The following is a 26,483-nucleotide window of genomic DNA, read 5'->3' as shown; positions in this document are numbered from 1 at the left end:
ATATACCTTAGGGTTTGGGATGACTATCAGATTTAGGCTATCGCCATTTTTGACATTGATGTATGGCTCAATGATATTCCCCGCATTAATACCACCAACGGTAAGGGGGATGATTTGCCGCCGCCGCCATCTGCCGCAGTGATGCCTGACACCACGCTATATCTTGAGCTAGTGGTGAATGGCCGCAACTTCGGTGAAGCCGTGCCTGTCGTGTATCGCGACGGGCGCTACTATCTGACGCCTGAACAATTGAAAGCCGTGGGCTTCCCCCTTGCCGAATCAAACACCGCTGAAGTGGCTATTGATGGCATGGATAAAGTGAAGGTCAAATATCAGGGTGATAAGCAGCAGCTACTGATTGATATTCCCAGCGGATGGCTACCTCAACAGCAGGTAAAGGCTAAACTCATCGATGACTATAATTTAGCGAGAAGTAGCCTCGGCTTGCTATTTAACTACGATCTCTACGCCAGTCAGGGAAGCAGCCAGGGTCAAGCCAGCACTCTCTCGGCCTGGACGGAGCAACGCCTATTTAATCAGTTTGGCGTGCTCAGTAATACCGGGGTTTACCGCTCGACTTTGACGGATACCGATGACATCACCGTCGATAAAGGCTATGTCCGCTACGACACCCAGTGGCGCTTTAATGATGAGAGCCATTTGCTCAGCTACACCGCCGGAGATTTGATCACCGGCGCCCTCGCCTGGAGCAGTGCTGTGCGCATTGGCGGGCTGCAACTATCGCGCAATTTCGCTATCCGCCCAGATCTGGTGACTTACCCACTGCCGCAGTTCGCCGGCCAAGCGGCCATTCCCAGCACCGTCGACCTCTATATAGATAACTTTAGGACGCAATCTGCCACCGTTAACCCCGGCCCTTTTGTTATCGATAATGGGCCAAGAATCAATGGTGCCGGCCAGGCCACGATTGTCACCACCGATGCCTTAGGCCGACAAGTCAGCACCTCAATTCCATTCTATGTCGCCAGCGAGCTATTAAAACCCGGCTTATGGGATTTCAGTATTTCCAGTGGCATATTGCGGCAAAATTACGGTATTCGCTCGAACGACTATGCTGATCCGGTCGCCAGCGCCGTAGTCCGTTATGGTGCCACCACCTGGATGACGTTGGAGGGCAGAACAGATATCGCGAAACAGCTCAATGTCGCGGGCGGTGGCATCGGCTTAGGTGTCGGGAATTATGGTGTGCTCAACGGCTCCTACAGCATCAGTCAGGCGGGTAATGATGTGTTTGGCAGTGGTATCGCGCCGACTGAATTTAATACTGATAATGCACCATCCACCACGACAAACCGTTACGGTGGACAGGGTAATCAGCAGTCAGTCGGCTACAGCTATAGCAATTCAACTTTCAGTTTGAATGCCCAGCGCATTATACGCAGCGCCAATTATGGTGACCTGGCAAATTATAAAAGTGAATACCGGCTCAGTCGTCGTACCGATCAAATCACCGGCAGCCTAGGACTGGGGGCCTATGGCTCGATCGGCACTGGCTATTTTGATGTCCGTGACGCCTTAGGTGAGCGAACACGGTTAGTTAACCTGAGCTATAGCACCACTCTATTCGGCAATACCAGTTTCTATCTCTCGGTAAACCGTGAACTGGGCAGCCAAGGCTATAATGCACAGATGGTCTTTAGCTTGCCACTCGGTGAGTGGGGAGCCGGTAGCATCAGTAGTGTCCGTGATACCAATAACAGCTGGAGCCAAAGGGTCAACTACAGTCGTGCTACCCCCACAGACGGCGGGGTTGGCTGGAATATGGCCTATGCCAATGGTTCGGGTGCAAACAGCAGCTATCAACAAGCGGACTTGATCTGGCGAGCTCGCGCGATGGAGAGCCGAATTGGGGTGTATGGCGGTGAAGGTGATTATCGAGCCTGGGGTGAGGTTAGCGGTTCGCTGGTCATGATGAACCATGGCATCTATGCCAGTAATACCATTAATGACGCATTCGCCCTGGTATCAACCCATGGCTTTGGGCAAATTCCGGTGAGTTATGAAAACCAGCGCATCGGGATAACCAATGACAAAGGCTACTTATTAATTCCGAATGTCACCTCTTATTATCAGGCCAAATTCCAGATTGACCCAATGAGCCTACCCGCAGACGTCTCTATGCCAGAAGTTGAACGTCGTTTGGCGATTAGCGAACGTAGTGGCTATTTAATCGACTTCCCCATGCAACAAATCACTGCCGCGACACTGCATATTACCGATGCATCGGGTGCAGATTTACCGAAAGGCAGCCCGGTATATACCACGGATGTTAAACCCGTCAGTTATGTCGGCTGGGAGGGAATTACCTATATCGAGCAGGTTAATTCACAAAACAGATTGAAAATAACTCGCGCTGATAACGGAGCGAATTGCTATGTGCAATTCACCTTGAAAGCCAATACGGGAATACAGGATATCGGCACAGTGACGTGTAAATAAGCGCAAACAAGGAGACAAAATGATCAATAGCAATATCAGAACTGACCACTCCCACCGAGTATCGATCATTATCACATTGCTGATACTGCTGACATCGCTTATCGCCCCTGTTGCGTGGGCGGACTCCTGCACCTTTGCACCGGGGGCCGTTAATTTACCCGACAGCTCTTCTGTTGCCGCCAATACCACAGTAGTCAATGCTCAGGGTAATACCGCCATGGCCTGTGCGGGTCTTGGGGTCAGCTTATTATCCTCTTACTCACTCTCCGCCAAAATAGCCAGTACCAGCAATAATTTGAATCTTAAAAACGCCGCCGGAGATCTTATCCCCTACTCTATTTACCGCACTGGATCTTTTAACCCAGCCCTGGGTATCAATGGCGTATTGGATTATAGCAGCGCAAATCTTCTGGTCGTTGGCCTGACAGGAATTACTGCTAATCTGCCCATCTATATTCGTACCGGAAACAATGGCGCAATCAACGTTAATATCAGTGCCGGTACCTATACCGATGTGATCAATTTGGCCTGGAGTTATAATATTTGTAAAGTCGCGGCGCTAGGGGCTTGTATTGGTGGTTATTGGACCGGCACTGGCACCGGGCCGGATGTATCATCAATCACGGTAACATTGGTGGTTAGCAAAAATTGCGCCATTAACATTGCTAATGATGTTAATTTCGGCGGCTTCGCCTTAGTGGGCCAATTCAACCCCATCAGCCAAACAATTACCCTCACCTGCACCAAAGGGTCAACCTTCAATACCTATGTCATTCCCGGTAATACCGCACAAAATAACTGGCAACGAATGAAGCAGGTGACGACCTCAAGCACGCCTGATTATTTACAATATCAGCTATATCAAGGGGTTTCTGGCACCACCCTGTGGAATGCAAGCTCAATGCAGACGGGAGCCGGCACCGGCACTCAGCAGCAAGTGCCATTTCGTGCCGTGATTAACCCCAATCAAATACAACGCACACCCGGTGACTATCAAGATGACGTTAGCCTGGTACTCATGTATTGATTTGATCACTCAATATACTTATCAATAGATTAGCGTTGAATTCAACTATTTTTCCCTATTTTTATTGATGAAGATAACTGGAAAAATAATTTGTAGATAAGAATATTCCGATTGAGCTGTACTAAATCTGTCCCTGTTATACAATCTGCGGGCTTAAATAGTAGCCGACAGATCTCTACCTAAGGAAAGCCGCGATTAAACAGGAGTGGGCATCATGACTGATTACGATAATCGGGAAAATTCAGCTGACATTAGCCTGTTAAACGAAATGAACAGCTTACGGGACATCATCGAAAATAACTCAGACTGGATCTGGGAAGTTGATGCTGCCGGCCGTTATACGTTTTCGTCAGCGAAATCTATTGAGCTTCTGGGTCGCCTTCCCCATGAAGTCATCGGCAAAACCCCATTCGATTTTATGCCAAAAGAGGAGGCGAGTCGGGTGGGCAAAATATTTGCTGAAATTGCGGCGGCCCGCATCCCTTTTGCCGGTTTACAGAACCGCAATATTCGCGCAGATGGCAGCGAAGTTCTGGTGGAAACCAGTGGTATCCCACTCTTTGACGACAACGGCGAATTCAAAGGTTACCGGGGTATTGATCGTTGTCTGAGCAATTTGCCTTATGACGCCGGTCAACGCTTATTTGAACTGGAATCTATCTATTCCAATGCCCCTGCGGGCCTCTGCTTTATCGATACCACACTGCGCTACCTGACGGTAAATCACTATCTTGCTGAATTATTAGGTAAAAACACGATAGAGGTAAATGGCGGCAAAGTCGCCGACTTCCTGCCCAGTATTGTCCCTATTCTGCAAAGCGCCCTGCTAAAAGCCTATTGCAATGACACCATCCCCGATGCTGAATTTCAGATGCTGGATAAGAAACGGGTATTTTTCATGCGGATCAAGGCCGCCCGCTACCCCAGTGGTCAAGTCAGTGGTCTTTCCGTCGCCATGATCGATATTTCGCCGTTGAAAGAGATGGAAGAAAAACTGCGCAGCAGCAAGCAACATTATCGCAACATGGTAGAACTGAACCCGCAAATTCCCTGGACCGCCTCCCCTGACGGTATGATTACCGATGTCAGCTCTCGCTTTGAGAAGATAACCGGCTTGACCCGCGATGAAGCGCTGGCCGACAAATGGCTGCGAACCATTCATATGGATGACCGTCACCCTACATTGATAAGTTGGGAGCACTCCCTACAAACACAAGATCCCCTGGACGTTGAGATTCGCTTCTGTCATGTGGAGAAAGGCTGGAACTGGATGCGCATTCGCGCAGTACCTAGTGTTGATGATAACGGCAAAGTGCAGTGTTGGTACGGCACGGCAGAAGATATCCATGAACGAAAATTGCTGGAGTTGAAGCTGATTAAGGCCAATCGCCGTCTGGAGATTCAAGCCAGAACAGATTCACTCACCAAATTACCTAATCGCCGAGAGTTCAAAAAAGTGCTGGCCCATGAGTTTATGCGGGCAAGGCGTTCAGACTCCCCATTAGCGATTTTAATGATTGATATCGATTACTTTAAAAACTTCAATGATTACTATGGTCATATCTCCGGTGATGCCTGCCTGCGGTTGGTGGCCAGAACATTACGTAAATCATTGAAACGCAATACCGATATCGTCGCTCGCTATGGCGGAGAAGAGTTTGCGGCGATTCTGCCTGACACCGATCAGGAGGGGGCCAGTCTGGTTGCCGAGCATATTTTACAATCCATCCGCGCGATGGGCATTAAACACAGTGACAGCAAATTCAGGAAAGTGACCATTAGCCTCGGGGTGACGGTCTATCAAGCCCACCAACATGCGGGAATTACCGATCAGGCTGACTTGATGCTAACCGCAGATCAAGCGCTCTACTACTCCAAAAAGAATGGCCGTAATCAATTTAATCTGGCCGAACTCCCTTGTTAATGAAATGCTACATTTTTTAACCCGCCCCTCTGGCGCTTTTTTTTAGCTCAGCTATTCTCATTAGGGTGACCAATCTGGTCATACCTCATACCACTGAATGGGAAAGGAGTCTTTATGGTAAAAACTGTGGTGAAAATCAGAGATTTCGAAGTGGATGACGCAGTGTTATCTGCACCACTGGAGAAGGGTGAACATACCCTCAGTATCCCCTGTAAATCGGATCCTGATTTGTGTATGCAGCTTGATGGGTGGGATGAGCATACCAGTATTCCTGCAACGCTAGATGGTAAAGACCGACAGCTATACAAAAAACATTATGACCAAAACCAGGATGCCTGGGTAATGAAGGTAACTTGATTACTGCAATATGAAGAACCGTCACCCCATAGTTAAAACATATGAGTGGCGGTATCTTCTCTGGTCATTTGATAGTACTGGCAGGCCAATGATTATCAGTAAAAGCAGCTATCAGAACTTTTCCAGCACTTTGAACTGCATACAAATCAGCATCATATCCGGGGAAAACATCTCGTACTCCTCAAAAAAACGCTGCTGTGTCTTACGCCAATAAGTCAGCGTCCCATCGCCCTCACCTTCAGCCAAAGCATGAGCTTCATCCACCTGATCAAAGGTTTTCAATTCAACCTCGGTCAGTTCCACCGCACATACCGGTTCATTACGGCCATTAACGACCACAAACAGATCGCCCGCCTGCGGGACACCATCTTCATCTAATGCCGCGCAGGTCGCTGTTTTACTGCCGTTCAGTACTAACGCCAATAAATCATCTGCTACTTGCTCAGTATCACCGAAAGCCCAACGCTCAGCATCTTCATATTTTTGTGGGATTGTAGCCATAGTTTCATTATTCCTATTCGTAATATCATTGATGCAACGCATATTACACTTTATCGGCATCAACTAACGCTCGCATCAACATAATTTTTCGCTACTATAACTCAGTTGCGGCTGACCAACAGATCCCGCAGCGCCTTGCCAAACAATAATAGTGAAACCAGCTAAGGACTCTATGGTGACCAAACGCTTACAGACAAAACATTGGAAAATGTTTGTGGTACTACTGTGTATCTGCGGTGCACTCATGCTGCTACGGTGGGCATCGATGATCTTTGGCTGATTTCATCGCCATTAATGTTTGTCTTTAGGTAAAAATAGGCAGCCACACTTCGGGCAGACCAGCGCCGTATTTTTCTGTACTTTTTCTGAGCTCTGCTCAGAAGTTGCGTCGCAGTCTGGGCACTTAATTTTGACTTTAGCACTGCTCACCAGCTTTTTAACGCTATCAAAAAATGACATATGATCGCCTCTCTGTTGTACAACCTCGTTAGATTACGTTAACCAACGGCAATAAACCGTGGGGTAGTCAGCGTTTACTTAGATTACCTGTACCGGGCCCGTTTTTTATGACTGGAAGTCGCCGGTTTACGAAATACCACGGAAAGAGACAAGCAGGAGATGGAAAGAGACGGGGAGAACACATTCACCACGCAGCATGGCGGGCATGCTCGACGTAGTGAAGTGGTAGGCAGGTTATTGGAAACCGTTGGGTTGAGATCAGTGATTCCATAATTCTTGGATCAATCCTCTGACCCGAACCTTGGAAGCACCGGCAACCAGGCTGATAATACGGTTAGCGCTCAAAGTAGAAACGTCAGTATTCCATTCATCAAAAGAATGATCTGCGTAACTATCGTTGAAAACTTTCTTTATCGAGGATTCAGCTTCGGACATCTCACTGAAACTCTTAGCGTTTATTAAGCACTGAGCAATGATTGAGACTTTTTTCATGTTTTATCCTTGATTATCGGTCGCATAGTGTAGCACAATTACGCTCCCTCTGCTCATATGCTGCTTAAATTGTTCTCATTTGAAGCTAACAGTTTGATAAAAAAGCAGATTCAATAGAATTCACTCCTTATTATCTATATCACTGCTGCACTCTTTGATGGCACACTGACACAACTCGACTTCATGTCATATAAACCGCGGCATCAAAGCCGATACGGCTCTATTTCTGCGACAATGCTTGCCACTGCTGCACTGATGGCCGCCGCCACTGGTAACTCGCATACTGACGAAGATACTCTGGCAACGGGTCACCATTCAGGGCCAGACGATTCAGCATCAATGCCAGATCGGTATCTGCAATACACCACTCATTGAATAGATATTTTCGGCCATCCGATAATAAAGGCTCTAACCCTGAAATAAGCTTATTCACTGCTTGTTGACCGCTCTCAGATAAAGGCGGCAACCTTAAACCGCCAAAAACGACCTCTGTCGAGCGCTCAGTTCGGATTGGCATAAAATCACTCCGTAACCATGCTTGTATTTCACGTGATCGAGCACGTTCTTGCCTATCTTGCGGATAAATTCGCGCATAATCTGGCGTGGGGAAACGCTCCTCCAAATATTCTGATATTGCCGAAGATTCAGATAACTGAAAATCGTCAATAACCAGCGTCGGCACCCGGCGTGTTATAGAGAGCCGGGTATAGCCTTCCTGCAAATTCTCCCCAGCGGACAGGTCAATCGCGCTTAATGTAAAAGGGAGCGCTTTTTCTGTCAGTGAGACAAATACTGACATCACATAAGGGCTGAAAAAATTGGCATCAGTGTACAAGGTAATAGTTTGCTGATTCATTGAGACTCCGGCGGGTCATCACTAAGAAGATTTACGTTAATCGGTTTTATGCTAACTGAATAGCAGCTTCCGTAAAAAAATCATCACCAGGAATAGCGCGATATTTTCATTGGAAAGCTGCGTTGTACTCTGGTATCGCAACTTTCTACGACCGAACCCCCATGAATAACGAAGATTAATCCTCAGGTTGCTGATCATCTAAAATCGTCAACAGGATATCAGCATCTGGTGTTGTTATATGCTTCCCTTCAAGGAAACCAGCGAGTTTTGCCGCTGCATTATGTTCATATACTTCATAACCATCAATTCGGTAGCCCGGCACGCCATCCAGACCTCGAATATACTCATCACCATCGATATAGAACTCAATGACGCCGTTGGCATCTTCAATCTCATAACGTTTATCAAAAGGAAACTGTTTCATTGTTTATCCTAAAAACCTAATCCATACCTACATAATGCCAATTTATCACTATTTTAGGAAGCAACTGCCGTAGCTGCAATCAAGCCTGATTGATATTTAACCAAATAATAGAGTGCCTATTTCTTCAATATCAAACGAGAAGGCAATCTCTGCGATAAACACGCTATACTCATATAAATCCTATAAATAAGGAGAATATATGCTCATAGGATTTGTTTTACTGGTTAGTACCTGCGGGATGGATGCTTGCGAGGCTCTGCCTGTGACAGATGATATCTATACAACCCGCCACGAATGTATGGCTGTCGCTCTACGCCTCCATGAAAGAAGGCCAGATGTCGTATTAATCTGTGGTGAAGTATACCGCCAAGCGGGCAATGATGAGTCTCATTGATGCATGACAGGTTGCCACAGTCACTCCATTGGGCAAACAGTCAGATTCGCCAGTCGGCTGAAAATTCGTTATTATCCGCTCCCACTCTCCATCCGGGCAGCCTGATGTCTACAATTATTGATACCTTTATTGCCCCGCCGTGCCATGACAAAATAGAGACTCTCTATCAGGACGATCACCTGGTACTTATCAATAAACCCGCCGGGCTGCTCAGCCTCTCGGGAAAAAATCCGCAAAATATCGATTCGGTGCATCATCGGCTGGTACAGATATTCCCCGGCTGCACCCTGGTCCACCGCCTTGATTTCGGTACTTCCGGGCTGATGGTGATTGCGCGCAATAAGGCTATCAATGCCGCCCTGTGCCAACAGTTCAGTCAGCGCACAGTGACCAAGGTATACAGCGCACTGCTTTGCGGACATCTGGACGACAACCAAGGGGTGATAGATGCTGCGATTGCCAAAGACCCGGCGCTATTCCCACTGATGTCGATTTGCTCAATCCACGGCAAGCCCGCTCGTTCCCGCTATCGGGTCGTTGAGCGCTTCTATCACGAGCTGGAAGACCGGACGTTACTGCCGTTGACGCGAGTACAACTAACCCCGGAGACCGGGCGCACCCATCAACTACGCATCCACTGCCAGCAGTTGGGCCACCCTATTTGGGGCTGCGACCTGTATGGCGGCCGCCTGCTGCCAGGCACTGAGCGGACGCCACGGCTAATGCTGCACGCCAGTGAGTTGCATTTTGTTCATCCCATCAGCGAAGAGTGGATCAAAGCCCGTAATACCTGCCCGTTCTAAAAAGGTTAATTACCACATCAAATCATCGGGTACTTTAAAATCGGCATACGGATCTTCCCCATCTTGCTCTTCCTGACTAAGCGCACTATTTAATACAATACTGTTCGCATCTCGCTGCGCAATTTTATCGGCCACGCTCGCGGGGATAATAGCGTATTGACTCTCGCCACTGTTATCAACAACCAAGCGAGCAATGGCGAGTCGCCCACTAATCAACTGAGCTTGAGTAAGCTTATCCACAACTATTTTTTTAATTAAATTATTATCTGTGAAGTTAAAACCAATATCGCCTTTTGAAATGCTGATTCTATTCATTTCAATCAACTGCTTCACCTGAGCTTTATATTCTTTAGATAAAGCAGCTTGTTTTTGTTGTTCGCTTAGCTGTTTATCACGCTCAAGTTGCGCTTTTTTATTTTCTTCCACAGTCTCTCTTGCCTCACGAGCTTGCACTCGTGATTTTTTAGCCGTTCTTTGGACTTTGGCCATTTTTTTGCTGGTCACTAATCCCGCTTTTAGCATCTGCTCTTGTAAGGTGAGTTTTGTCATCTTCGTTTCTAACCCAGTTGAAAAATTTGTGGGATTATACCTGTAATTTTTAAGACTATACCAGATTGCAGGACCTGATCACTGTGTGGCTTGAGTTTGGAGGGGTCGTTCAGGGGCACTCCAGCGAGAAAGGAACAGATTTTCGTTTTGATGAGCGTCCACCTAACCCGCTCCCCATTAATTAACTTAACATGATGTTAGCAACGCCCGCTAAGAGCGAGGAGCGGGAGTTTGTAATTGTTCTCACAACGGGTTAAGGCATTATTAACATCACGATGTATTAATTAACGGGGTTAAGGTCATTTTTCCCTCATGAGTGAGGGGCAGACGGATCAGCAAAGAAGAGGACGGATTAGAGATGAGATAAATCTTCCAGAGACAAATCGCGCCTTAATGGATTGTGATACTGTTATTATTACGTGGAAGGAGACAGATTACCTTCATGTATGCAAATATCCCTTGTAAATTTTTATGATGGTACTGTGGCTATGTTTTCTGTTCCCTTTCCTGTTATTACTTTGTTTGCGCTATTGGTTTTAATAGTAATGGCGCTATTTCCTGAAAAAAATCGCCACAGCGGTACACTGCGTTTTCTTATCGCCTGCACAGTCCTTCTTTCTGTAAGCACTCTGCGCTGGGAATACCAGTCAGCCATGCTTAGGAACATTCAATCCGTCTTGGCAATACTTCTGCCCCCTCTCGCATGGCACAGTTTCATCTCAATGACTGAAACCAGTAAGCAGCGTCGCTGGGTATTGCTGCTTTTACCCCCAACCATTGCCTTATTGCTCAGGATGGTTTGGCCGGCGGCGACTGATTTCATCCTATTTATCATTTTTACAGGATACGGATGTGGCCTCTTTCGTATTGCATGGCAGGGGGAGCGTAACTTCACGCTGAACCGACTGACGGAGTCAACACAGACGGTAAAGATGGCTTTTTTCGCAGGCTGTTTTCTGTGTATATCTGCACTGACAGATCTTGCGGTTACATTGGACTTCAGCATCACCGGTGGAAAACAGGCTCCAGGTATGATTGTCATTTTCCAAATGACACTGCTTCCTCTCATCGCCGCGGCTATTGTCAGTGCGGGAAGGACAGCTATATCAGGAAATGATAAGCGGGAAGAAACGTCCCCCGAAAGTATTTTGGTACCCGCGGGAGAGTTTGAGGAGATTTATAGTAGACTCGAAAAACACGTTCGTGAAACAAAAATTTATCTTAATCCCGACCTAACACTGAGTATTCTGGCCAGAAAAACAGGTATACCAGCACGACATCTTTCAAGTGCAGTCAATTCTGTAAGTCAGTGCAATGTATCGCAGTGGATCAATGGCTTCAGGATTGAATGGGCAAAGGAACTGCTGTTAAGCACCCTGTTGCCCGTGACGGATATCATGCTGGAGTCTGGATTCACTACTAAATCAAATTTTAATCGTGAATTTCTGCGAGTTTCTGGTGTGTCACCTACCTTGTTCCGACAGAAGATGCAGCGTAATCAAGCGTAGAATTCAGGAATGCACTGATCTTACCAACCAGATTTTGATGAATATTCGATCTCTTGGCATTGAGGCCATCTTGGCAAACAACATCGTCACCAGGTGATTCTTCGTTTAGGATATTTTCAGCGCCGGGTTTACAAAGCTGCATGAAACTGAAATGTGTCGCGCCTTCAACGATCTCATATTGCCTCCTGTTTGGATTTATTTCGGAAGCGAGGTATCCAGACTCCTGTCCTGCGGGTAATTCTGCTAATCTGTCCGCCTGCGCAGCTAAAATCAGGACGGGAATATTAATAGCATTCAGGCTTTTAGGGGTAAAACCAGGTGCTAATCCTAGATCAAGAGAGACGACAGCCCGGATCCTTGCATCCCTGTTATTTGCGGATATTTTTTCCAGGGAAAGCGTTTCATTGATGCCAAGTTTTTCTGTTAACCGGCAATCGCCCCGTTTGGGATGGTTTTGACAATCGTGGATAAACAGGGAGGGCTTAAATCGCGCACCCGCTAGCGACATTACTGTCCATCCGCCAAGAGAATGCCCTAAAGCAGCAATACGTCCCTTGTCCGTTGCCCCGAAAAGTGCGGGAGAATCTATGACGAAATCAATAACCCGAGAAATATCGTGCGGACGTCGCCACAACTTTTTAGCATCTATCGGATTCTGATCAAAAGTAGTAGTGCCTGGATGATCCGGGGCGGCAACAATATATCCCTCTGCAGCCATCGCCGCAGCAATCCAGGACAGATTCCGCCAGTTTCCGTTATATCCGTGTGAAATAACCAAGAGAGGATGTACTCCAGGTAATGGTGGTGCATCGGGGTTCACCATAACGCCAACGAAAGCGGGATTACTTCCTATATTAACTGTTCTTCCCTCAGAAGAAGCTGGATACCACACAGTCAAATTTAGAGTTTCGGACTTTGGGTCGGATAGCGTTATCTGACGAAAGCCCGGAGATGCCTGCACTTGTATGCAGTAAAGGAATACAGACAATAAACAAAAAGCTCGTATGCACATCATAAATAATCCTGTAGCGATGAATTGTGCAACTTGTATATATCAGATTCGGTATCCAGGCGTCCTGGAACACGATTGAGGTCGTGAATTGGGTTTTTTCCGTCATTTTTCATGTACATCTCTGACATCAGGGTGCCTGAGTATTACTCCTATTGCGAATGACATGCTTACATATGGTGGCGGTGATAATGTCCGCTTTTGGCACCCAGTTGCCGTAGGTAAGGAATAAAGAGCAGCTTCGAGCGAAGAACGGACTTACTGACCATAAAGTATGTAGAGGCCACCATGCCACTATGAAAGTATGATTAAAATCAAATTGTGTCTGCCCAGATGGCCAGACCATAGGTACAAAATTATCTTTATAAAACCATCCTGCTAAGCAAAATACAGGCATTAATATGATTGAAGAAAAGTCAAATACAGCCGATAACGCATCTGTCTACTAATTATTGTATTTAACATGGGCAACGAACTTACACACAATAAAGGACGATATGAAATTAAATAAAACCGTCATCGTAGCTGTAATCTCTCTGGGGCTTACAGGGTGCGCTAATGTATTACCTCTTGATTACAAAGACTACACAGGAAGCGATGCTGCGACCTTGTATGTACTTAACCGTGAGGGAAATGTAGGCACCATCTATCTAGGTTCTTACACCTTCAACAGCAAAGATAATTGCTACGATATGTCTGATCGCTATGAACTTGACTCAAATATCTTTCAAGCTAAAGGTAATGTAGTGGTTAGTAAGATAAAACCCAATGTCCTATACTCTGTTTCACAGATCAAAAATGAAGGAGGGGGATATATTCGAAACTCTCATTCATCACTAATTCCGGAAGCAGGGAAGTACTATTATATAGCCTCGGGCAGCAAAGCCATTCAAGTCCCCGCAAACTTCACCCCGAACGCATCAGTAAACTCCGATGACGTAATCAAAAATCATGCTAAGAACCCAGTTAAGTATTGGAATGTAAAAAATATTTGCACCCGTCCATTCTGGAAAATTGGTTGATTCATAGAGTTATGACTCCCAGATGAGACTACTTTTGCGTTGGCAATTCAAGCCATCTATACCGTGGCCAGGATGAAAACAACACAGGGGTCAGAAGAGCCAAATGAGAAAATTTCATTTTTTATTCTTTCGCATCAAGCTGAAGACTGTTGCGCACCACCTTATCCAGAAATGATGCAGGTGCGAATCTGAGAATAAAATTCAATTTACCAGCCAGCGTTCCCGCCGTGTAGCGCACCTTCGGGCGTAAAGTCTGAGCAGCTTTAACCACCACGTCAGCCACGACCTCCGGACTTTCCGCTTCGGCCATTGCTTTGCTAACCACTTTCTCCAGCTTAGCCCGGATAAGGTCATATTCTTTAAGCCTGGCATCCGGCTCTAAATTATTGTTTTCAAACTGTGTTTTCATGTAGGCGGGTTCGATGACGGAAACTCTGATGCCCTGCGTACGCAGTTCATGATCCAGTGCTCCCGTATACCCTTCGACCGCATGCTTACTGGCAGCATAAAGTGCCACATACGGCAACGGAACGATCCCCAGTATCGAACCGATGTTAATGATGCGCCCACTGCCCTGACGGCGCATATGAGGGACAACTGCCCGCGTCAATCTGACTATGCCCAGAAAGTTTGTGTCGAAAATGCGCCTGGCCTGCTCGATAGAACTCTCTTCTGCAGCCGCCGGAGCAACCCCAAAGCCCGCATTATTCACCAGAATATCGATCCGCCCCTCTAGGCGCAGCAACTCATTAATGGCGGCCTCTACAGAGGCGTCGTCCGTCACATCAAGGGTTAATAATGGAAACGGATGTGTCCCCGCCAGAGATCCACGGCGGCTTGTGCCATATACCGTATAGCCCGCCGCTAAAAGTTTATGAGCAGACGCTTCGCCGATACCTGAGGAAGCGCCGGTAACCAGTGCTACACGTTTTTTTGTCATGCTGAATAAGACCTTCATGATTTGTTTGAGGTTTCACATCGCTGATGAGACGACATGCTGTAAGGAATTTATGTCGGATTGCCTCTCTGCAGAACCGCGGAAGATGGTTTTGCAGAGTGCACCTCATTAACTAAAGCGCTTTATATCGCTCTGCGGCTTCAGCTTGTTTGATGTCCGAAAGCAGAGCCTGACGCGCTGTATCCAGGGCATCCCAGCGGTCAGCATTATGTAAAGGTGGGATGGTGACGAGTTCACGGCGATCAAAACCAACCAGCGCTGCGTCAACTAATTCACCCACTGCCATCATTTTGGACGAGTTACTGATGTCGATACCCGCACGATCCCAAATTTCCGTGTAAGTACCGGCAGGGAGCACCGCCTGGATATAAATACCCTTAGGCGACAGCTCCAGATCCATTCCCTGAGACAAGAAAAGGACAAAAGCTTTGGTTGCACCGTAAACCGTCATTGCAAATTCCGGTGCGAGTCCGACGATGGAACTGATATTGACGATCGAACCATCTCCGGCCTTTACAAATCGTGGTGCCACGGCGCTGGCAAGTCTCGTCAGGGCGGTGACGTTAAGCGCGATAAGACGTTCTATCGACTCAGGCGTCTGCTCTGTAAAACTGCCGGACTGCGCGATACCCGCGTTATTGATAAGAATGCCTATCCGCGCGTCTTCACGCAGGCGAGCTTCGACCGTCGTTAAATCCGCCGCTTGCGTGAGGTCAGCAGGCAGAACATCGACAAAAATACCATTTTCCTGTCGCAGACGATCGGCAAGTGTCTCTAACTTTGTTTTATCGCGGGCGACCAGAACAAGGTCGTGTCCCCGGCGGGCGAACCGTTCAGCGTAAACAGCACCAATACCCGTTGATGCGCCTGTAATGAGAACTGAAGCTTTGCTCATAAGTTGATCTTCTTTATTAATGTGTAAACAGAATCCGCAATGTGCGATGCAGCTAGAACCGTGACATTCACCGATCTACTTGCTGACCGCGGTAAGCGACGGGTTATAGGGTTGAAATAGTGGTCGGTGCGTCATGTTTATTCGCCTGCTAATTGGTTGGCTAAGGTGCCAATGTAATGATGATGATCATAATCTATAAAGTCAACCGCTTTGATTATGGTCATCATCAATGTATACTTAGCCCTATATTTTGAGAGGGGCAGGAAAGCATGAAAGTGTCAAAAGAGCAGGTTCGGGAAAACCGAATGCGCATTGTTAAAACGGCCTCAGAACTTTTTCGTGAGCGCGGTTACGATGGCGTGGGAGTTGCGGAGCTCATGTCAGCGGCAGGTTTAACTCACGGAGGTTTCTACAAGCACTTTGGTTCCAAGGCTGATTTGATGTCAGAGGCGATGAGCTGCGGTTTTTCACAATCCGCAGAAAGTACTAAGGGTGTGGACCGGGAAAAATTTGTTGAATACTACCTCTCCCGCCAGCATCGCGACTCTATGGGAAAGGGGTGCGTGATGTCGGCACTCGGCACCGATACAGCACGTCTGTCTGAATCCATTAAGGCAACATTTGAGGCCGGAATTGAAACTCAGCTGGCCCTGTTAGCGAATGAAAATGCAGCGAAAGGCGGGACACGTGCCGACCTAATTGACACCCTTGCACATCTTGTCGGCGCCCTGGTGCTGTCCCGCGCCTGCCCAGATAACTCCGCGCTGGCAGATGAGATTTTGGATGTTTGCCGCTCTCGTATTCTCAGTCAGGAAGTCCTTGAGGATTGAACTTCCCAGGCATCAGGGATTCATTAAATTCTTTCACAAATTTTTATGTCACGTCTTAATAGCATGCTTTATAGGGCAGTATTCCGCCTTCATACCATTTATCAAACCCACGAATTTGACTCTTATGTGGCCCCATCAATCAAGAAAATCTGAGAAATCGATTTGCCCCACTTTAATAAGTCCAAGGTAAGATCTGTGATGTCCGCTGCTGGCCAAAGCAGACAGGCTGAAAAGCTGTCTTTATCTTGCTAAAAAGATCATTGAGGATCGCTTTAAGTGCTACCGCAAGGACCTGCCGCGCCCGGTTCCGCCGGGCTTGTCGAAGCCAAAGAATGCAGAACAAAACCAGCCTTTTCCGGGTTCCGGTATTAGCGTTTGTTTTCAACATGTTCTAGCAGAAGATGGATAATCTCATCCTCCAAAGCAGGAGGAATTTCATGACCCATTCCCTCGATCAGCTCCAGCCTGGCGCTCGGAATAGTCACGCTGATATCGACCCCCGCCTCGGGCGGAAACAGCGGATCGGCAGTACCGTGGATCACAAGCGTTGGGACAGTGATGCTTCCTGTGTCGCCACGAATATCCCCGGTAGCCGCCACAGCCGCAATCTGGCGAATCGTGCCGGACGGTGTGTACGCACGCTCAAGCGAGCTTTTTAACAATGTTGTGTAGTAGTCTTCGTCAAAAGGCAGATGTGTTGAGGCAATGCGCCGAAAAAAGGCCAGTTGTTGCTGTAACCAGTCGCTGTGATGCGTAGTAGGATCGGGCCTGGGACTCAGCATCGCCGCGATGACATCTTCTGCCGGAGGGGGAAGTTCGGGATTACCGGTGCTGGACATGATGGCGCACAGTGAAAGCGTCTTTTGCGGATACTTTGCCGCAAACAGCTGAGCAATCATCCCCCCCATAGAACGCCCAACAATATGTGCCCGCTGAATGCCAGCCTTCTCCAGGGTCAGTGCCACATCAGCCGCCATTTCCCTTAGCGTATAAGGTATCGCTGTCATTTGCCCCTGCGACAGTGCGTAAAAATCGGGAATACCGGCATCAGCTAGTATTGGTGATAATCCGCTATCCCGGTTATCAACACGCAAAAGGTAAAAATTGGCATCGGCCAGTTTCTGGCAAAAAACCGCTGACCAGCTGATGCTTTGACTGCCAAGGCCTGGGAGTAACACTATGGGCGGGTTGGTCTTCTCACCGAAGGTATCAAAGTAGAGCGCGAGCGGCTGGTCAGTAGCGCTGTTCATCACTAATCCTCACTTTTTGCTGCCATTCATTCAGGAGTTTTTCTAAGGCCGCGTTGATGTTCTTTTCATCCGGTTGGACGCAGGCGAGCAACGTAAACTCAAATGCCGTTTCACCATATAGATCCCACTCCTGTTGCAATATCTTGTTGCGGTGCTGGCCAAATTTCAGTTCAAACCGATATCGATTTAACGTGCCCTGCGCATTAGTAGCACTCGCCAGCAACTTTTTATCGGTGTGCTTATTGCTAATGAGGTAGATGCCCGCTGTTGTATGATCCTCTTTATAGCTCCGCTTGAGGGTCTTTTTGTCTGTTTTTTCAATCATTTTTTTCATTATCCTGGCTAAAAGCTAACTGCAGTGCGTACATGCGAATATCCTGCGGCCAGGTTGCGATGCAGGTGATAAAGCCTTGCTCATCATCGGCAAACAGGGCGCGCAGGCTTGCTTCATAATCCGTAAAGTCACCGGCGATCTCTTGTAAAAAGTTATAAGCCCGCTCATGGCGATTTCGCCTAATGTCATCCTTATTATGGGTTTTCATGGCTTGTTCGATAAGGCGGCGTATCGCGGCGGAAGCTCCGCTAGGCTGCGTTGCAAGCCAATCCCAATGGCGTGGTAGCAATGTAACTTCTTTTGGTAAAACGCCCAGCTTGGGTCTGCCGCGAGATTTCACTACCGGAGTTTCTCTCAGTTCCGGGTATGCGTTCAGGGCGGTGATTTCGTCGCCGTTGATGTCAATATCAAGGCGTTTTCCGTTCTGATCGTTAAAAATAAAAACGGGCTCATTACCTCTGTTCATGGCCTTTATCTGATGCAGAAGCTCACTCAGATTGCCATGGGCAATCCGGCGTTGTTGCTGAAAAGCGGTAAGACTATATGCAGGCATAGTACGATCTTTTTATCCGGGTAAAAATGGCATGATACACTGCTTTTAGATGTTTTTGAATTTTATCCGGGTAAAAAAATAAGTGCTACCTATGCGCCGTTACATCATCGTACAGCGAGTTCAGTCCGCCAGAAAAGATGCGTTAACGTTAGCCACTATTTTTCCCAGATTATGCAATGAGTTAACAAAGTCAGACGTTACTTGCCGACTCGCTCACCAAAGCATTTGTTAAAGCATTGAAGGCAACCGATCTGGTTTATGAAATATCTCCTCCCAGCTTTCACGAGATCCGCAGCCTGGCATCGCGGTTGTATGAAGCAGAATACGGCAAAGAATTTGCGCAGAAATTACTCGGTCACAAATCGATGAAAATGACTAATGTGTACCTGGATTCTCGCAAAAATGAGTGGGTAGAAATTTAGGCCGAGTATAGGATTTCGGGGAAATTTCGGGGGATTTCGGACGGAGAGGAAAAAATCAACAAAATCAATAAGATAAAAAAAGACCGAATACGATTCCTATATTCGGTCTAGGGAAATGGCTCTTGGGAGAGAGCCGTGCGCTAAAAGTTGGCATTAACGTAGGCTTATTCAGCCGTACTCCTTAAGCGTAGTCGAGTACATGTATTTAGCCAACTTGACAGCAGAAGTGATTAATTGCGATTGTAAATTAATTTTGGTGATAAAAGCTCAACCTCAAGGCAACAGAAGTAATCGTTTGTTAATTATAGATTAATACTTGTCAGCACCAAAAGAGCCAAGCTTACTTTTGACATAATGTCATGGCGCGCTGCTGGAAGGGTTCTAAACTCATTTTGTGCCCCGGATTTGCATCGTCATCCAGCAGCAAAACATCTAGCGGTTTCGCCAATACATGTCCGGATCTCATCTGTTCGGTCGCAATATCGTTTAGCGGGTATTGCGCTAAGGTGCTCGGATTAATCACAAACAGAGCATTACCTGTACGACATTCCAGCATCACCTCTTCCCGGGTAAATGCCCACTGCTTGCCAAACTCAAACTTACTGACAGTGATGATCTTCCCGGCAGCCATAGCATTAACTGATAGCATCAGTAACGATAACGTCAGCACAAAACCCTTCATCTTAATTATCCTCAATTAATTCATTGTGTTGATTTTCTCGCATACCGAGGCGTTGATGCAAGCTTAGTAATAATATCTGTTGCCTATAATCTCACGCTATACCGGTGCCATGGTCGCAAAAGCACTGACCAATAGTAGCACCGCCGCACCCAGCAGAATTTCAGCACAACTATTGACCACCAGCCAATAGTTGGCTTTAGTAGGAAGTTGCCTGAGCATAGGCACAATCCGATAGCGGTTAACCAGCGCGATGACGATCATCAGCACCACCAAGGCCACTTTACTCAGCAATAGCACCTGATAACTTGATGTCAGAGCCAATGTCGTATCACGCAGCATAATCAAGCTGTTAATGACACCGGTCACCAATACCAATGCAACCGATAAATGGCCCCAACTGGAGAATCGAATCAGGGTAGTTATGGCTTCACGTTTAACATTACTATTACGAGTATATGCAAGGCAGATCACTAAAGGCGGTAGGCAGCCGAACCAGTAGCCGGCACTGAGCAGATGTATGATTTGATTAGTTTGGTGAATCCATCCCAGCGCACCATCGTGCATAGCAGCATGCCCGGTGAAAGCCAAACTTGCCAGCAGCAGTGTTGAACAAACCACCATCAGTCGGTAGCTGTTACGGAGGGAGCCCAGCAAGATTACCCACAGGCTCAAGATAGATAGGCCAAGGTGCCATTGCCATACCTGCCCGAAGCGCGTGCCAAAAACGGCCCACCAGACGGTCAGCCGATAGGTATCGGCCCAGCCATCCCCCATTATGCCAGCTTGAATCGCTAACAGCCCAACAGCAGAGATAAATGCGAGAGTGGTGCTGAAGATCAGTAGAGGTAACAGGCGCTTTTTGAGTATCGCGGAGAATGGGTCTGGCGCTAATGCAGCGGTGAATATACTGATGCCAAACATCAGCATCACCGCCAGAAAATGCAGGAAGCGACATAGAATAAATAAGGTCGCTAAAGACATACTATTTCACAGTGAAGCTGTATGTGCCTTTGGTTTTATGACCATCAACAGACACCACATGCCACGAAACATTATATTTACCTGCAGTTAAAGCATGATCAATCGGCAAAATCAATTGTGTGTTATTGACCGGGTCCAATTTTAGTTCACCCGTTTTTACCACACTGTTATCTGGGCCAGTCACCTTCACGCCACTGAAATTCAATTCAATACCTTCAGAGAAGCCCAATGTCAGTGCTTCTGGTGCTGAACCTATGGTGGTATCGGCGGCTGGGGATTCGATTTTCAGATGTGCGTGAGCAAGGGCTTGCTGACTGGATAGCCCAACAAATAACACGATAAGCGCCGAAAGCATACGGCAAGAAGAACGTACTTTTCGAATAAACATAGTATCCCTTTATCGATGGGGAGAAGAATCAGTCTGCTACCAACCATATCCTATATTGGCAGCGCGAACCCCTATCACATCCAGTCAATTGCACTACCTGTGAGGTAGGGCACAAAATAAAACGCCAATTTCCGCGTGGTGATTGAAATATCACCAATAGTTGAACGATAGATCAACTCATTGTCTTATCGTTAATGCAAATGATAACGATTTAGTTATGGCAAGTCGAGAAACCAAAGATAAACAATATGTAATTAGCACAGAAACAATAAGATAAAGGGGATACCGATAAGCACTGCGGGGGCAATGAAGAACCGCAGTTTCTGGTTACCTTTGGGCTAGCAGAAACTGCGATGAATATTCTATCCGGAGCTATCAGGCTAAAAATTAAGCTTGAGTATGGCTTTGAGCGGCCATTGTTTTCAGATCTTTATCAACGAAGAAGAGTGAATTACCGCTATTACCCACCAGTGCCAGTTTATCCAGGATGGATTTGAACAGTTTTTCTTCTTCATGCTGTTCAGCAACATACCATTGCAGGAAATTGAATGTGGAGTAGTCGTGGGTAGTCATTGCAACATGGGCAAGCTCATTAATTTGAGTGGTAATCAGTTGCTCATGCTCGTAAGTCAGTTTGAACACATCGGCCAATGATGCAAAATCGATTGGTGGCGCACCGATGGTGCCCAAAACTGGCATTGAGCCTGTTCCACTGAGGTATTCAAATAGGCGCTGCATGTGCTGCATCTCTTCTTGAGAATGCTCTTTTAAAAATGCGGCTGCACCTTCAAAACCTTTATCGCTGCACCAGGCACTCATTTGTAGATATAGGTTTGCAGAGTAAAATTCCAGATTCAGCTGCTCATTGAGCTTTTGTGCCATTTCTGTTTTCAACATAATAATTCCCTTATTTTTATAATGCAGGTAAGCAACGATTAACTTTTTGTATTATGCCAAGATAAAAACAAAATAAGAACACCCTATTCACATTAATATTAGTGAAAAACAATAAATAATTTAATCTGTTGTTTTAAAAAGATAATTTAAACAGGGAAACTAGGGTGAATTATTATAAGAATCATTAACATTATCACGAGAACAGTAAAAAGAATGATTCTTATTTAAGTGTGCGAGTAATAATTAATAAATGACTTATTTGAAAAATAATATTATTGCCACGCGAAACACTCTAAATACCCATCATTTTGAGACATTAGCTGCTTGCCAATATCTACCGCCTGCATTACCTTTTGCGCCATAGTCGCCACGAGCAAGAAGGAGAAGACAATGGGATATAATCTGACCGCGCTTTCTGACGAAGAAACAGCCAAAATGAATGTGGATTTGGCGGCATCTGGTGTGGCATTTAAAGAGCGCTACAACATGCCCGTCATTCCTGAAATGGTCGTACGAGAGCAGCCCGAGGAGCTGCGTGAATACTTTTCGCAGCGGCTCGCTTATTACCGTATCGAGTCGAATAAATTCTCTCGTTTGCCGTATGAACCTAAGATGAAATAATCAGTAAGCTACTCCCGCAGAGCTGAATCTGCGGGAGTGCGTCGAGCAGATAATTAGAGTTTGCGGGCAAACTTGTCTGTTGCCAGAATCAACTGATGCAAAATCCCCGGTTCATCAAAGGAGTGCCCGGCACCTTCAACAATATGCAGTTCAGCTTCTGGCCAGGCTTGCGCTAAGTCCCACGCATTCTGTGGCTGGCAAGCCATATCATATCGGCCATGAATAATAACAGCAGGGATATGGCGAATACGCGTCACGTTATCCAGCAGTTGGTTATCATCGTCTAAAAAACCTAAGTGGGTGAAATAGTGATTTTCAATGCGGGCAAAGGCCAAAGCAAAATCATCTTCACCAAAGGAGGCGGAACTTTTGGTCGGCAATAATGTGACCGTTTCACCCTCCCAGAGGCTCCAGATTTTTGCCGCCTCCAACTGTACCGCCTTATCAGTGGATGTCAGCCGTTTGCGGTAAGCCGCGGTCACATCGCCCTGCTCTTCTGGCGATAAAATTGACAATATGCGTTGCCACTTATCAGGGAAGAAACGCGAAGCTCCCTCCTGATAGTACCAATGCAGCTCTTTTTTCCGCAGGGTGAAAATCCCACGTAAAACCATCTCACTGACCCGATCAGGATGCGTTTCACCATAAGCTAGCGCGAGTGTTGAGCCCCACGAACCGCCAAATAGCAGCCATTTATCAACACCCGCCATTTTACGTAGCCGTTCGATATCTTCGACTAAGTGCCAGGTCGTGTTGTTCTCCAGACTGGCATGGGGTTTTGAGCGCCCACATCCACGTTGATCAAACAGCAGAACTTTATATTTCGTCGGATTAAAAAGTTGCCGATGGTAAGGGGCAATGCCCCCACCTGGACCGCCATGGATAAATACCGCCGGTTTGCCATCGGGGTTACCACAGAGTTCCCAGTAAATCTGATGCCCATCGCCGGTGTCTAATAAACCACTGTCGTAGGGTTCATACGCTGGATAAAGCCCACGTAATTGTTCCATTATTTTTCCATGTTTGTTATTAGACATTAAAGTTATCAAAGCCTATACCGCACGCAGGGTCAACGATAAAACATCACATTTACGCCAATCAGCCCATTAATTCTGTCAACTGGCGATAATTACGCCATATCTCAGCAAATTATGCGGTGTAAAATCACAATCGGGCGCGTATTAAACAGTAACAAGAGAGATTAAGATTTAATAATGTTCTTGTTAAACAATGTATTAATCTCGGTGATGCTTTATCCCCTTGCAACTGCTCCTCATAAGGTGGTTAATAGGTGGGCGTACCAACCTAACCGAAGGTAAAGAGAGGCAAGCCATGAGTAAGGGAATGGACAGCAAAAAGAACGCGAAGAAAAAGCCACTAAAAACGCCAGCTGAGAAAAAAGCTGACAAACGCGCTAAGAAGTCATCTTCTTCCAGCGCAGAATAACGGACTTTTCGTCTCGTTAGTCAACCCGCCCCGAAAGGCGGGTTTTTTGTTGCTAATCATCATGAATAAACATGGGAGGGCAGGCATCTATTTTCGTGTGATCGATACTGAAACTTGCGGCTTAGAAGGCGGTATTGCCGAGGTCGCCTCTATTGATTTGGTTGATGATAGCCCGACAAGATCCCGACTATCTGCGCTGGATGTTAGCCTCAATCAGTGATCTTACGCCAGATATGCGCCATACCCTGACGCATTACCTGACGTAATACTCATAGCAATATTAAGCCAGGGCTAGAATGAATGCGTACTCCAAAGCGATATCCTCATAAGCTTTGAAACGCCCTGATTTGCCGCCATGGCCGGAATCCATATCAGTGTGCAGCAGCAATAGGTGATCATCCGTCTTCATTTCACGCAGTTTGGCGACCCATTTTGCCGGTTCCCAATATTGAACCTGTGAATCATGCAGACCGGTTGTGACCAACATGTGCGGGTAAGCTTGGGCTTTAACCTGATCGTATGGGCTATATTGCTTGATGTAGTCGTAATACGCCTTATCGTTTGGATTGCCCCACTCATCATATTCGCCGGTGGTCAGCGGAATTGATTCATCCAACATGGTGGTGACCACATCCACAAAGGGCACCTGCGCTACGACACCTTTATATAATTCAGGCGCTTGATTGATTACCGCCCCCATCAGCAAACCACCGGCACTGCCCCCCATGGCAAAGACACGATTGGCATCGCCATAACCTTCAGCAACCAACGTTTTAGTGACATCAATAAAATCGTTAAATGTATTTAACTTATTGAGTAACTTGCCATCTTCATACCATTGTTGGCCCAACTCGCCACCACCACGAATATGCGCCAGTGCGAAGACAAAACCACGGTCCAACAAACTTAAACGGCTGCCACTGAATGCAGGATCCATGCTGCTACCATATGAGCCGTAGCCATAGACCAACAGCGGGTTAGCGCCCGACACAAAATGGTCGCGGTGATAAACCAGCGAGACCGGGATTTTGACGCCGTCGGCTGCTGTGACCCAAATTCGCTCACTGCGATACTTTTCTGGCGTGAAATTCTTCACTTCCTGCTGTTTGAGCAACTGACGTGCACCGGTATCCATATTCAGCTCAAACATGGAGCTTGGCGTGGTCATGGATGAATAACCATAGCGCAGCAGTTCCGTTTCTGGTTCAGGGTTATACGCCAGCCAGGTAACATAGGTAGGGTCATCAAAAGTAATGGCTTTCTCTTCACCAGTTACCCAGTGGATTTGCCGCAGATGTGTTAACCCTTCACTACGCTCCTCCACCACCAGCCAGTCGCGGAATAAGCTGAACCCCTCCAGCATGACCTCCATTCTTGGCGCAATAAGTGGCTGCCACTGGGATTCATCAGCAAGATCACTCGGCGTTTTCCCTGCTTCGGCAATTTTGTACAGCCCAAAATTCTTGCCGTCTTTGCTTGAATACATCTCTTTATTTGAGCGGATGTAGAAATGCTGCTTATAGTGATCCAAACCATATTCATGGTCTTTACGACGCGGAGCAAACAGCTGCGGCACCGGCTCAGACTGATCGGCATCCAGCAGTAGAATTTCAGAGGTTGTAGTGCTGCTTAGGTGAATAACGATATAGCGCTCAGAGGTGGTTTTTTCCAGACCGACATAGAAGGTGTCGTCAGCCTCCTGATAAATCAGTTGATCCTCTTTAGGGTCAGTGCCCACCACATGGCGGTAGACCTGATAGGGCAATAACGTTTTTTCATGTTTGCGCACGTAATAGAGCGTTTTTGAGTCATTGGCCCACTCAAAACTCCCCGAGGTATTGCTAATAACCTCCTCGTGCCAGAGATCCGTTTGTAACTGCTTTACCCGGATATCATATTGCCGACGCGATAAGAAATCCTCGGCAACCGCCAGTCGTTGATTATCTGGACTGACATCCAACCCGCCTAAAGTATAAAACTCACGCTCCGCAGCACGCTGGTTGCCATCCAATAAGGTTTCCCAAGTGCTATCAGCCCAGACCGGTTGACGCACATAAATTGCGTACTCATTTCCCGGCTCAAAACGGGTCTGATAACGATAGCCGTTACGAATATAGGGGACAGACTCTTCTTGCGGCGGAATACGGGAGACCATCTCTTGATACAAGGCTTCGCGCAGCGGTTGCTGCGGTTTCAACACTGCCTCAGTGAAGGCATTTTCAGCTTGCAGATAGTTCAGAACATCAGCATCTGTGCGCTCATCATCACGTAGCCAATAGTAATCATCTACACGGGTATCGCCGTGCATAGTGATCGGATAAGGGCGTTTATCTGCCTTTGGAGGTGTGGTCATTAGTTGAGTTATCCATCTGTGTTCGTTAACACGAGAGTGACACGATTACCTGCGGCTGCCAAGCAGCAGCAGTTGCAGATAATTCAGT

General features: G+C 46.9%; 29 protein-coding genes and 3 pseudogenes. 14 read left to right on the top strand and 18 right to left on the bottom strand.

All coding sequences use genetic code 11. The features are described 5' to 3' along the window. Window positions 1-19: 19 nt before the first annotated feature. The 4 genes and pseudogenes from HRK25_RS14835 to HRK25_RS14820 all read left to right on the top strand — a co-directional run bounded on the left by HRK25_RS14835 (window position 20) and on the right by HRK25_RS14820 (window position 5,768). A pseudogene (locus HRK25_RS14835) lies at window positions 20-2,460 on the top strand (fimbria/pilus outer membrane usher protein). A 19-nt stretch (window positions 2,461-2,479) separates the two neighbouring features. After that, the gene (locus tag HRK25_RS14830) at window positions 2,480-3,487 is read left to right on the top strand and encodes a Csu type fimbrial protein (protein WP_005272426.1); all 1,008 of its coding nucleotides are present in this window, start codon (window positions 2,480-2,482) and stop codon (window positions 3,485-3,487) included. A 214-nt stretch (window positions 3,488-3,701) separates the two neighbouring features. Continuing rightward, a complete protein-coding gene (locus tag HRK25_RS14825) occupies window positions 3,702-5,411 on the top strand; it encodes a diguanylate cyclase (RefSeq protein ID WP_032897025.1) in 1,710 nt (569 codons plus the stop codon). Window positions 5,412-5,525: 114 nt separating this feature from the next. Beyond that, window positions 5,526-5,768: a DUF1480 family protein gene (locus tag HRK25_RS14820; protein WP_005272435.1), complete on the top strand. Its 243-nt coding sequence runs from the start codon at window positions 5,526-5,528 to the stop codon at window positions 5,766-5,768. A 111-nt stretch (window positions 5,769-5,879) separates the two neighbouring features. Here HRK25_RS14820 and HRK25_RS14815 read toward each other — a convergent pair whose 3' ends face one another. Further along, window positions 5,880-6,269: an ASCH domain-containing protein gene (locus HRK25_RS14815; protein ID WP_005272437.1), complete on the bottom strand. Its 390-nt coding sequence runs from the start codon at window positions 6,267-6,269 to the stop codon at window positions 5,880-5,882. Between the two features lie 172 nt (window positions 6,270-6,441). Between HRK25_RS14815 and yniD the strand changes: the two genes are divergently transcribed. Continuing rightward, window positions 6,442-6,549, top strand: a complete 108-nt coding sequence (yniD, locus tag HRK25_RS20225; RefSeq protein WP_086018772.1) for a small membrane protein YniD — start codon at window positions 6,442-6,444, stop codon at window positions 6,547-6,549. An 11-nt stretch (window positions 6,550-6,560) separates the two neighbouring features. Here the strand turns inward: yniD and HRK25_RS20090 are convergent, their stop codons facing one another. The 4 genes from HRK25_RS20090 to HRK25_RS14800 form a co-directional block, all read right to left on the bottom strand. Then, window positions 6,561-6,728 (bottom strand): YnfU family zinc-binding protein, encoded by a 168-nt coding sequence (locus tag HRK25_RS20090; RefSeq protein WP_005272439.1) that lies wholly within the window; start codon window positions 6,726-6,728, stop codon window positions 6,561-6,563. 258 nt (window positions 6,729-6,986) lie between these two features. After that, window positions 6,987-7,220, bottom strand: coding sequence for a hypothetical protein (locus HRK25_RS14810; RefSeq protein WP_005272441.1), 234 nt, complete (start codon window positions 7,218-7,220; stop codon window positions 6,987-6,989). Between the two features lie 220 nt (window positions 7,221-7,440). Continuing rightward, complete coding sequence (yfcF, locus tag HRK25_RS14805) at window positions 7,441-8,076, bottom strand: glutathione transferase (protein ID WP_005272442.1); 636 nt, start codon at window positions 8,074-8,076, stop codon at window positions 7,441-7,443. Between the two features lie 175 nt (window positions 8,077-8,251). After that, complete coding sequence (locus tag HRK25_RS14800) at window positions 8,252-8,500, bottom strand: hypothetical protein (protein ID WP_005272443.1); 249 nt, start codon at window positions 8,498-8,500, stop codon at window positions 8,252-8,254. Between the two features lie 199 nt (window positions 8,501-8,699). On the opposite strand from HRK25_RS14800, the gene HRK25_RS14795 reads away from it, so the two are divergent. Beyond that, on the top strand, window positions 8,700-8,894 hold the full coding sequence (locus tag HRK25_RS14795; RefSeq protein WP_032897026.1) for a hypothetical protein: 195 nt from the start codon (window positions 8,700-8,702) through the stop codon (window positions 8,892-8,894). A 104-nt stretch (window positions 8,895-8,998) separates the two neighbouring features. Continuing rightward, on the top strand, window positions 8,999-9,697 hold the full coding sequence (locus tag HRK25_RS14790) for an RluA family pseudouridine synthase (RefSeq protein ID WP_032897059.1): 699 nt from the start codon (window positions 8,999-9,001) through the stop codon (window positions 9,695-9,697). A 9-nt stretch (window positions 9,698-9,706) separates the two neighbouring features. Here the strand turns inward: HRK25_RS14790 and HRK25_RS14785 are convergent, their stop codons facing one another. Beyond that, window positions 9,707-10,246, bottom strand: coding sequence for a DUF2058 domain-containing protein (locus tag HRK25_RS14785; RefSeq protein WP_005272448.1), 540 nt, complete (start codon window positions 10,244-10,246; stop codon window positions 9,707-9,709). 488 nt (window positions 10,247-10,734) lie between these two features. Between HRK25_RS14785 and HRK25_RS14780 the strand changes: the two genes are divergently transcribed. Then, the gene (locus tag HRK25_RS14780) at window positions 10,735-11,754 is read left to right on the top strand and encodes a helix-turn-helix domain-containing protein (protein ID WP_032897061.1); all 1,020 of its coding nucleotides are present in this window, start codon (window positions 10,735-10,737) and stop codon (window positions 11,752-11,754) included. Here HRK25_RS14780 and HRK25_RS14775 read toward each other — a convergent pair. Next, the gene (locus HRK25_RS14775) at window positions 11,714-12,769 is read right to left on the bottom strand and encodes an alpha/beta hydrolase family protein (RefSeq protein WP_005272455.1); all 1,056 of its coding nucleotides are present in this window, start codon (window positions 12,767-12,769) and stop codon (window positions 11,714-11,716) included. The genes HRK25_RS14780 and HRK25_RS14775 overlap by 41 nt on opposite strands. A 491-nt stretch (window positions 12,770-13,260) precedes the next feature. Between HRK25_RS14775 and HRK25_RS14770 the strand changes: the two genes are divergently transcribed. Beyond that, window positions 13,261-13,785: a hypothetical protein gene (locus HRK25_RS14770; protein ID WP_032897027.1), complete on the top strand. Its 525-nt coding sequence runs from the start codon at window positions 13,261-13,263 to the stop codon at window positions 13,783-13,785. Between the two features lie 121 nt (window positions 13,786-13,906). On the opposite strand, the gene HRK25_RS14765 is transcribed toward HRK25_RS14770, so the two are convergent. Together HRK25_RS14765 and HRK25_RS14760 are read right to left on the bottom strand one after the other, a co-directional pair. After that, the gene (locus tag HRK25_RS14765; protein ID WP_032897029.1) at window positions 13,907-14,725 is read right to left on the bottom strand and encodes an oxidoreductase; all 819 of its coding nucleotides are present in this window, start codon (window positions 14,723-14,725) and stop codon (window positions 13,907-13,909) included. 130 nt (window positions 14,726-14,855) lie between these two features. Beyond that, a complete protein-coding gene (locus HRK25_RS14760; protein WP_005272459.1) occupies window positions 14,856-15,638 on the bottom strand; it encodes an SDR family NAD(P)-dependent oxidoreductase in 783 nt (260 codons plus the stop codon). Between the two features lie 269 nt (window positions 15,639-15,907). On the opposite strand from HRK25_RS14760, the gene HRK25_RS14755 reads away from it, so the two are divergent. Beyond that, a complete protein-coding gene (locus tag HRK25_RS14755) occupies window positions 15,908-16,468 on the top strand; it encodes a TetR/AcrR family transcriptional regulator (protein ID WP_005272461.1) in 561 nt (186 codons plus the stop codon). Window positions 16,469-16,836: 368 nt separating this feature from the next. Here HRK25_RS14755 and HRK25_RS14750 read toward each other — a convergent pair whose 3' ends face one another. From HRK25_RS14750 to HRK25_RS14740, 3 genes are read right to left on the bottom strand one after another with little or no spacing between them, the layout of a single operon-like run. Then, window positions 16,837-17,718: an alpha/beta fold hydrolase gene (locus HRK25_RS14750; protein WP_032897031.1), complete on the bottom strand. Its 882-nt coding sequence runs from the start codon at window positions 17,716-17,718 to the stop codon at window positions 16,837-16,839. Then, window positions 17,702-18,043 (bottom strand): GIY-YIG nuclease family protein, encoded by a 342-nt coding sequence (locus tag HRK25_RS14745; RefSeq protein WP_032897034.1) that lies wholly within the window; start codon window positions 18,041-18,043, stop codon window positions 17,702-17,704. Before HRK25_RS14745 ends, HRK25_RS14750 begins: the two co-directional genes overlap by 17 nt. Beyond that, window positions 18,036-18,605 carry a DUF2239 family protein gene (locus tag HRK25_RS14740; protein WP_005272469.1) on the bottom strand — a complete coding sequence of 190 codons (570 nt, stop codon included), beginning with the start codon at window positions 18,603-18,605 and terminating at the stop codon, window positions 18,036-18,038. The genes HRK25_RS14745 and HRK25_RS14740 overlap by 8 nt, the downstream gene beginning before the upstream one ends. Before the next feature lie 236 nt (window positions 18,606-18,841). Between HRK25_RS14740 and HRK25_RS14735 the strand changes: the two genes are divergently transcribed. Next, window positions 18,842-19,027 carry a tyrosine-type recombinase/integrase gene (locus HRK25_RS14735; protein ID WP_226713261.1) on the top strand — a complete coding sequence of 62 codons (186 nt, stop codon included), beginning with the start codon at window positions 18,842-18,844 and terminating at the stop codon, window positions 19,025-19,027. A gap of 340 nt (window positions 19,028-19,367) precedes the next feature. On the opposite strand, the gene HRK25_RS14730 is transcribed toward HRK25_RS14735, so the two are convergent. The 4 genes from HRK25_RS14730 to ftnA form a co-directional block, all read right to left on the bottom strand. Continuing rightward, on the bottom strand, window positions 19,368-19,709 hold the full coding sequence (locus tag HRK25_RS14730) for a YebY family protein (RefSeq protein ID WP_005272472.1): 342 nt from the start codon (window positions 19,707-19,709) through the stop codon (window positions 19,368-19,370). Between the two features lie 96 nt (window positions 19,710-19,805). Then, the gene (gene copD, locus HRK25_RS14725) at window positions 19,806-20,690 is read right to left on the bottom strand and encodes a copper homeostasis membrane protein CopD (protein WP_005272473.1); all 885 of its coding nucleotides are present in this window, start codon (window positions 20,688-20,690) and stop codon (window positions 19,806-19,808) included. Window position 20,691: 1 nt separating this feature from the next. Further along, window positions 20,692-21,078 (bottom strand): CopC domain-containing protein YobA, encoded by a 387-nt coding sequence (gene yobA, locus HRK25_RS14720; protein WP_032814982.1) that lies wholly within the window; start codon window positions 21,076-21,078, stop codon window positions 20,692-20,694. A gap of 387 nt (window positions 21,079-21,465) precedes the next feature. Continuing rightward, on the bottom strand, window positions 21,466-21,975 hold the full coding sequence (gene ftnA, locus HRK25_RS14715) for a non-heme ferritin (RefSeq protein ID WP_005272474.1): 510 nt from the start codon (window positions 21,973-21,975) through the stop codon (window positions 21,466-21,468). A 390-nt stretch (window positions 21,976-22,365) separates the two neighbouring features. Here ftnA and HRK25_RS14710 point away from each other — a divergent pair, with 390 nt between their 5' ends. Then, entirely contained in the window at window positions 22,366-22,596 is a 231-nt protein-coding gene (locus tag HRK25_RS14710) for a DNA polymerase III subunit theta (protein ID WP_005272478.1), read from the top strand. 53 nt (window positions 22,597-22,649) lie between these two features. Here the strand turns inward: HRK25_RS14710 and pip are convergent, their stop codons facing one another. Further along, on the bottom strand, window positions 22,650-23,606 hold the full coding sequence (gene pip, locus HRK25_RS14705) for a prolyl aminopeptidase (protein ID WP_032897036.1): 957 nt from the start codon (window positions 23,604-23,606) through the stop codon (window positions 22,650-22,652). 521 nt (window positions 23,607-24,127) lie between these two features. On the opposite strand from pip, the pseudogene HRK25_RS20465 reads away from it, so the two are divergent. Both HRK25_RS20465 and HRK25_RS14700 read left to right on the top strand, forming a co-directional pair. Next, window positions 24,128-24,208, top strand: a pseudogene (locus tag HRK25_RS20465) (exodeoxyribonuclease X); the annotation flags it as partial. A gap of 1 nt (window position 24,209) precedes the next feature. Further along, window positions 24,210-24,308 (top strand): annotated as a pseudogene (locus HRK25_RS14700) (exodeoxyribonuclease X); the annotation flags it as partial. Window positions 24,309-24,322: 14 nt separating this feature from the next. Here the strand turns inward: HRK25_RS14700 and HRK25_RS14695 are convergent. Then, window positions 24,323-26,395 carry a S9 family peptidase gene (locus tag HRK25_RS14695; RefSeq protein WP_032897038.1) on the bottom strand — a complete coding sequence of 691 codons (2,073 nt, stop codon included), beginning with the start codon at window positions 26,393-26,395 and terminating at the stop codon, window positions 24,323-24,325. Window positions 26,396-26,483 lie beyond the last annotated feature (88 nt).

This window comes from Yersinia bercovieri ATCC 43970 (genome assembly GCF_013282745.1).
Lineage (GTDB): Bacteria > Pseudomonadota > Gammaproteobacteria > Enterobacterales > Enterobacteriaceae > Yersinia > Yersinia bercovieri.
Note: the sequence above shows the minus strand (reverse complement) of the source record. Positions and strands in the feature narration are given on the sequence as shown.

Excerpts from the sequence above, each read along its gene's own strand:
- HRK25_RS14830 (WP_005272426.1), top strand. The coding sequence starts at position 2,480 with ATGATCAATAGCAATATCAGAACTGACCACTCCCACCGAGTATCGATC.
- HRK25_RS14825 (WP_032897025.1), top strand. The coding sequence starts at position 3,702 with ATGACTGATTACGATAATCGGGAAAATTCAGCTGACATTAGCCTGTTA.
- HRK25_RS14820 (WP_005272435.1), top strand. The coding sequence starts at position 5,526 with ATGGTAAAAACTGTGGTGAAAATCAGAGATTTCGAAGTGGATGACGCA.
- HRK25_RS14815 (WP_005272437.1), bottom strand. The coding sequence starts at position 6,269 with ATGGCTACAATCCCACAAAAATATGAAGATGCTGAGCGTTGGGCTTTC.
- yniD (WP_086018772.1), top strand. The coding sequence starts at position 6,442 with ATGGTGACCAAACGCTTACAGACAAAACATTGGAAAATGTTTGTGGTA.
- HRK25_RS20090 (WP_005272439.1), bottom strand. The coding sequence starts at position 6,728 with ATGTCATTTTTTGATAGCGTTAAAAAGCTGGTGAGCAGTGCTAAAGTC.
- HRK25_RS14810 (WP_005272441.1), bottom strand. The coding sequence starts at position 7,220 with ATGAAAAAAGTCTCAATCATTGCTCAGTGCTTAATAAACGCTAAGAGT.
- yfcF (WP_005272442.1), bottom strand. The coding sequence starts at position 8,076 with ATGAATCAGCAAACTATTACCTTGTACACTGATGCCAATTTTTTCAGC.
- HRK25_RS14800 (WP_005272443.1), bottom strand. The coding sequence starts at position 8,500 with ATGAAACAGTTTCCTTTTGATAAACGTTATGAGATTGAAGATGCCAAC.
- HRK25_RS14795 (WP_032897026.1), top strand. The coding sequence starts at position 8,700 with ATGCTCATAGGATTTGTTTTACTGGTTAGTACCTGCGGGATGGATGCT.
- HRK25_RS14790 (WP_032897059.1), top strand. The coding sequence starts at position 8,999 with ATGTCTACAATTATTGATACCTTTATTGCCCCGCCGTGCCATGACAAA.
- HRK25_RS14785 (WP_005272448.1), bottom strand. The coding sequence starts at position 10,246 with ATGACAAAACTCACCTTACAAGAGCAGATGCTAAAAGCGGGATTAGTG.
- HRK25_RS14780 (WP_032897061.1), top strand. The coding sequence starts at position 10,735 with ATGTTTTCTGTTCCCTTTCCTGTTATTACTTTGTTTGCGCTATTGGTT.
- HRK25_RS14775 (WP_005272455.1), bottom strand. The coding sequence starts at position 12,769 with ATGATGTGCATACGAGCTTTTTGTTTATTGTCTGTATTCCTTTACTGC.
- HRK25_RS14770 (WP_032897027.1), top strand. The coding sequence starts at position 13,261 with ATGAAATTAAATAAAACCGTCATCGTAGCTGTAATCTCTCTGGGGCTT.
- HRK25_RS14765 (WP_032897029.1), bottom strand. The coding sequence starts at position 14,725 with ATGACAAAAAAACGTGTAGCACTGGTTACCGGCGCTTCCTCAGGTATC.
- HRK25_RS14760 (WP_005272459.1), bottom strand. The coding sequence starts at position 15,638 with ATGAGCAAAGCTTCAGTTCTCATTACAGGCGCATCAACGGGTATTGGT.
- HRK25_RS14755 (WP_005272461.1), top strand. The coding sequence starts at position 15,908 with ATGAAAGTGTCAAAAGAGCAGGTTCGGGAAAACCGAATGCGCATTGTT.
- HRK25_RS14750 (WP_032897031.1), bottom strand. The coding sequence starts at position 17,718 with ATGAACAGCGCTACTGACCAGCCGCTCGCGCTCTACTTTGATACCTTC.
- HRK25_RS14745 (WP_032897034.1), bottom strand. The coding sequence starts at position 18,043 with ATGATTGAAAAAACAGACAAAAAGACCCTCAAGCGGAGCTATAAAGAG.
- HRK25_RS14740 (WP_005272469.1), bottom strand. The coding sequence starts at position 18,605 with ATGCCTGCATATAGTCTTACCGCTTTTCAGCAACAACGCCGGATTGCC.
- HRK25_RS14730 (WP_005272472.1), bottom strand. The coding sequence starts at position 19,709 with ATGAAGGGTTTTGTGCTGACGTTATCGTTACTGATGCTATCAGTTAAT.
- copD (WP_005272473.1), bottom strand. The coding sequence starts at position 20,690 with ATGTCTTTAGCGACCTTATTTATTCTATGTCGCTTCCTGCATTTTCTG.
- yobA (WP_032814982.1), bottom strand. The coding sequence starts at position 21,078 with ATGTTTATTCGAAAAGTACGTTCTTCTTGCCGTATGCTTTCGGCGCTT.
- ftnA (WP_005272474.1), bottom strand. The coding sequence starts at position 21,975 with ATGTTGAAAACAGAAATGGCACAAAAGCTCAATGAGCAGCTGAATCTG.
- HRK25_RS14710 (WP_005272478.1), top strand. The coding sequence starts at position 22,366 with ATGGGATATAATCTGACCGCGCTTTCTGACGAAGAAACAGCCAAAATG.
- pip (WP_032897036.1), bottom strand. The coding sequence starts at position 23,606 with ATGGAACAATTACGTGGGCTTTATCCAGCGTATGAACCCTACGACAGT.
- HRK25_RS14695 (WP_032897038.1), bottom strand. The coding sequence starts at position 26,395 with ATGACCACACCTCCAAAGGCAGATAAACGCCCTTATCCGATCACTATG.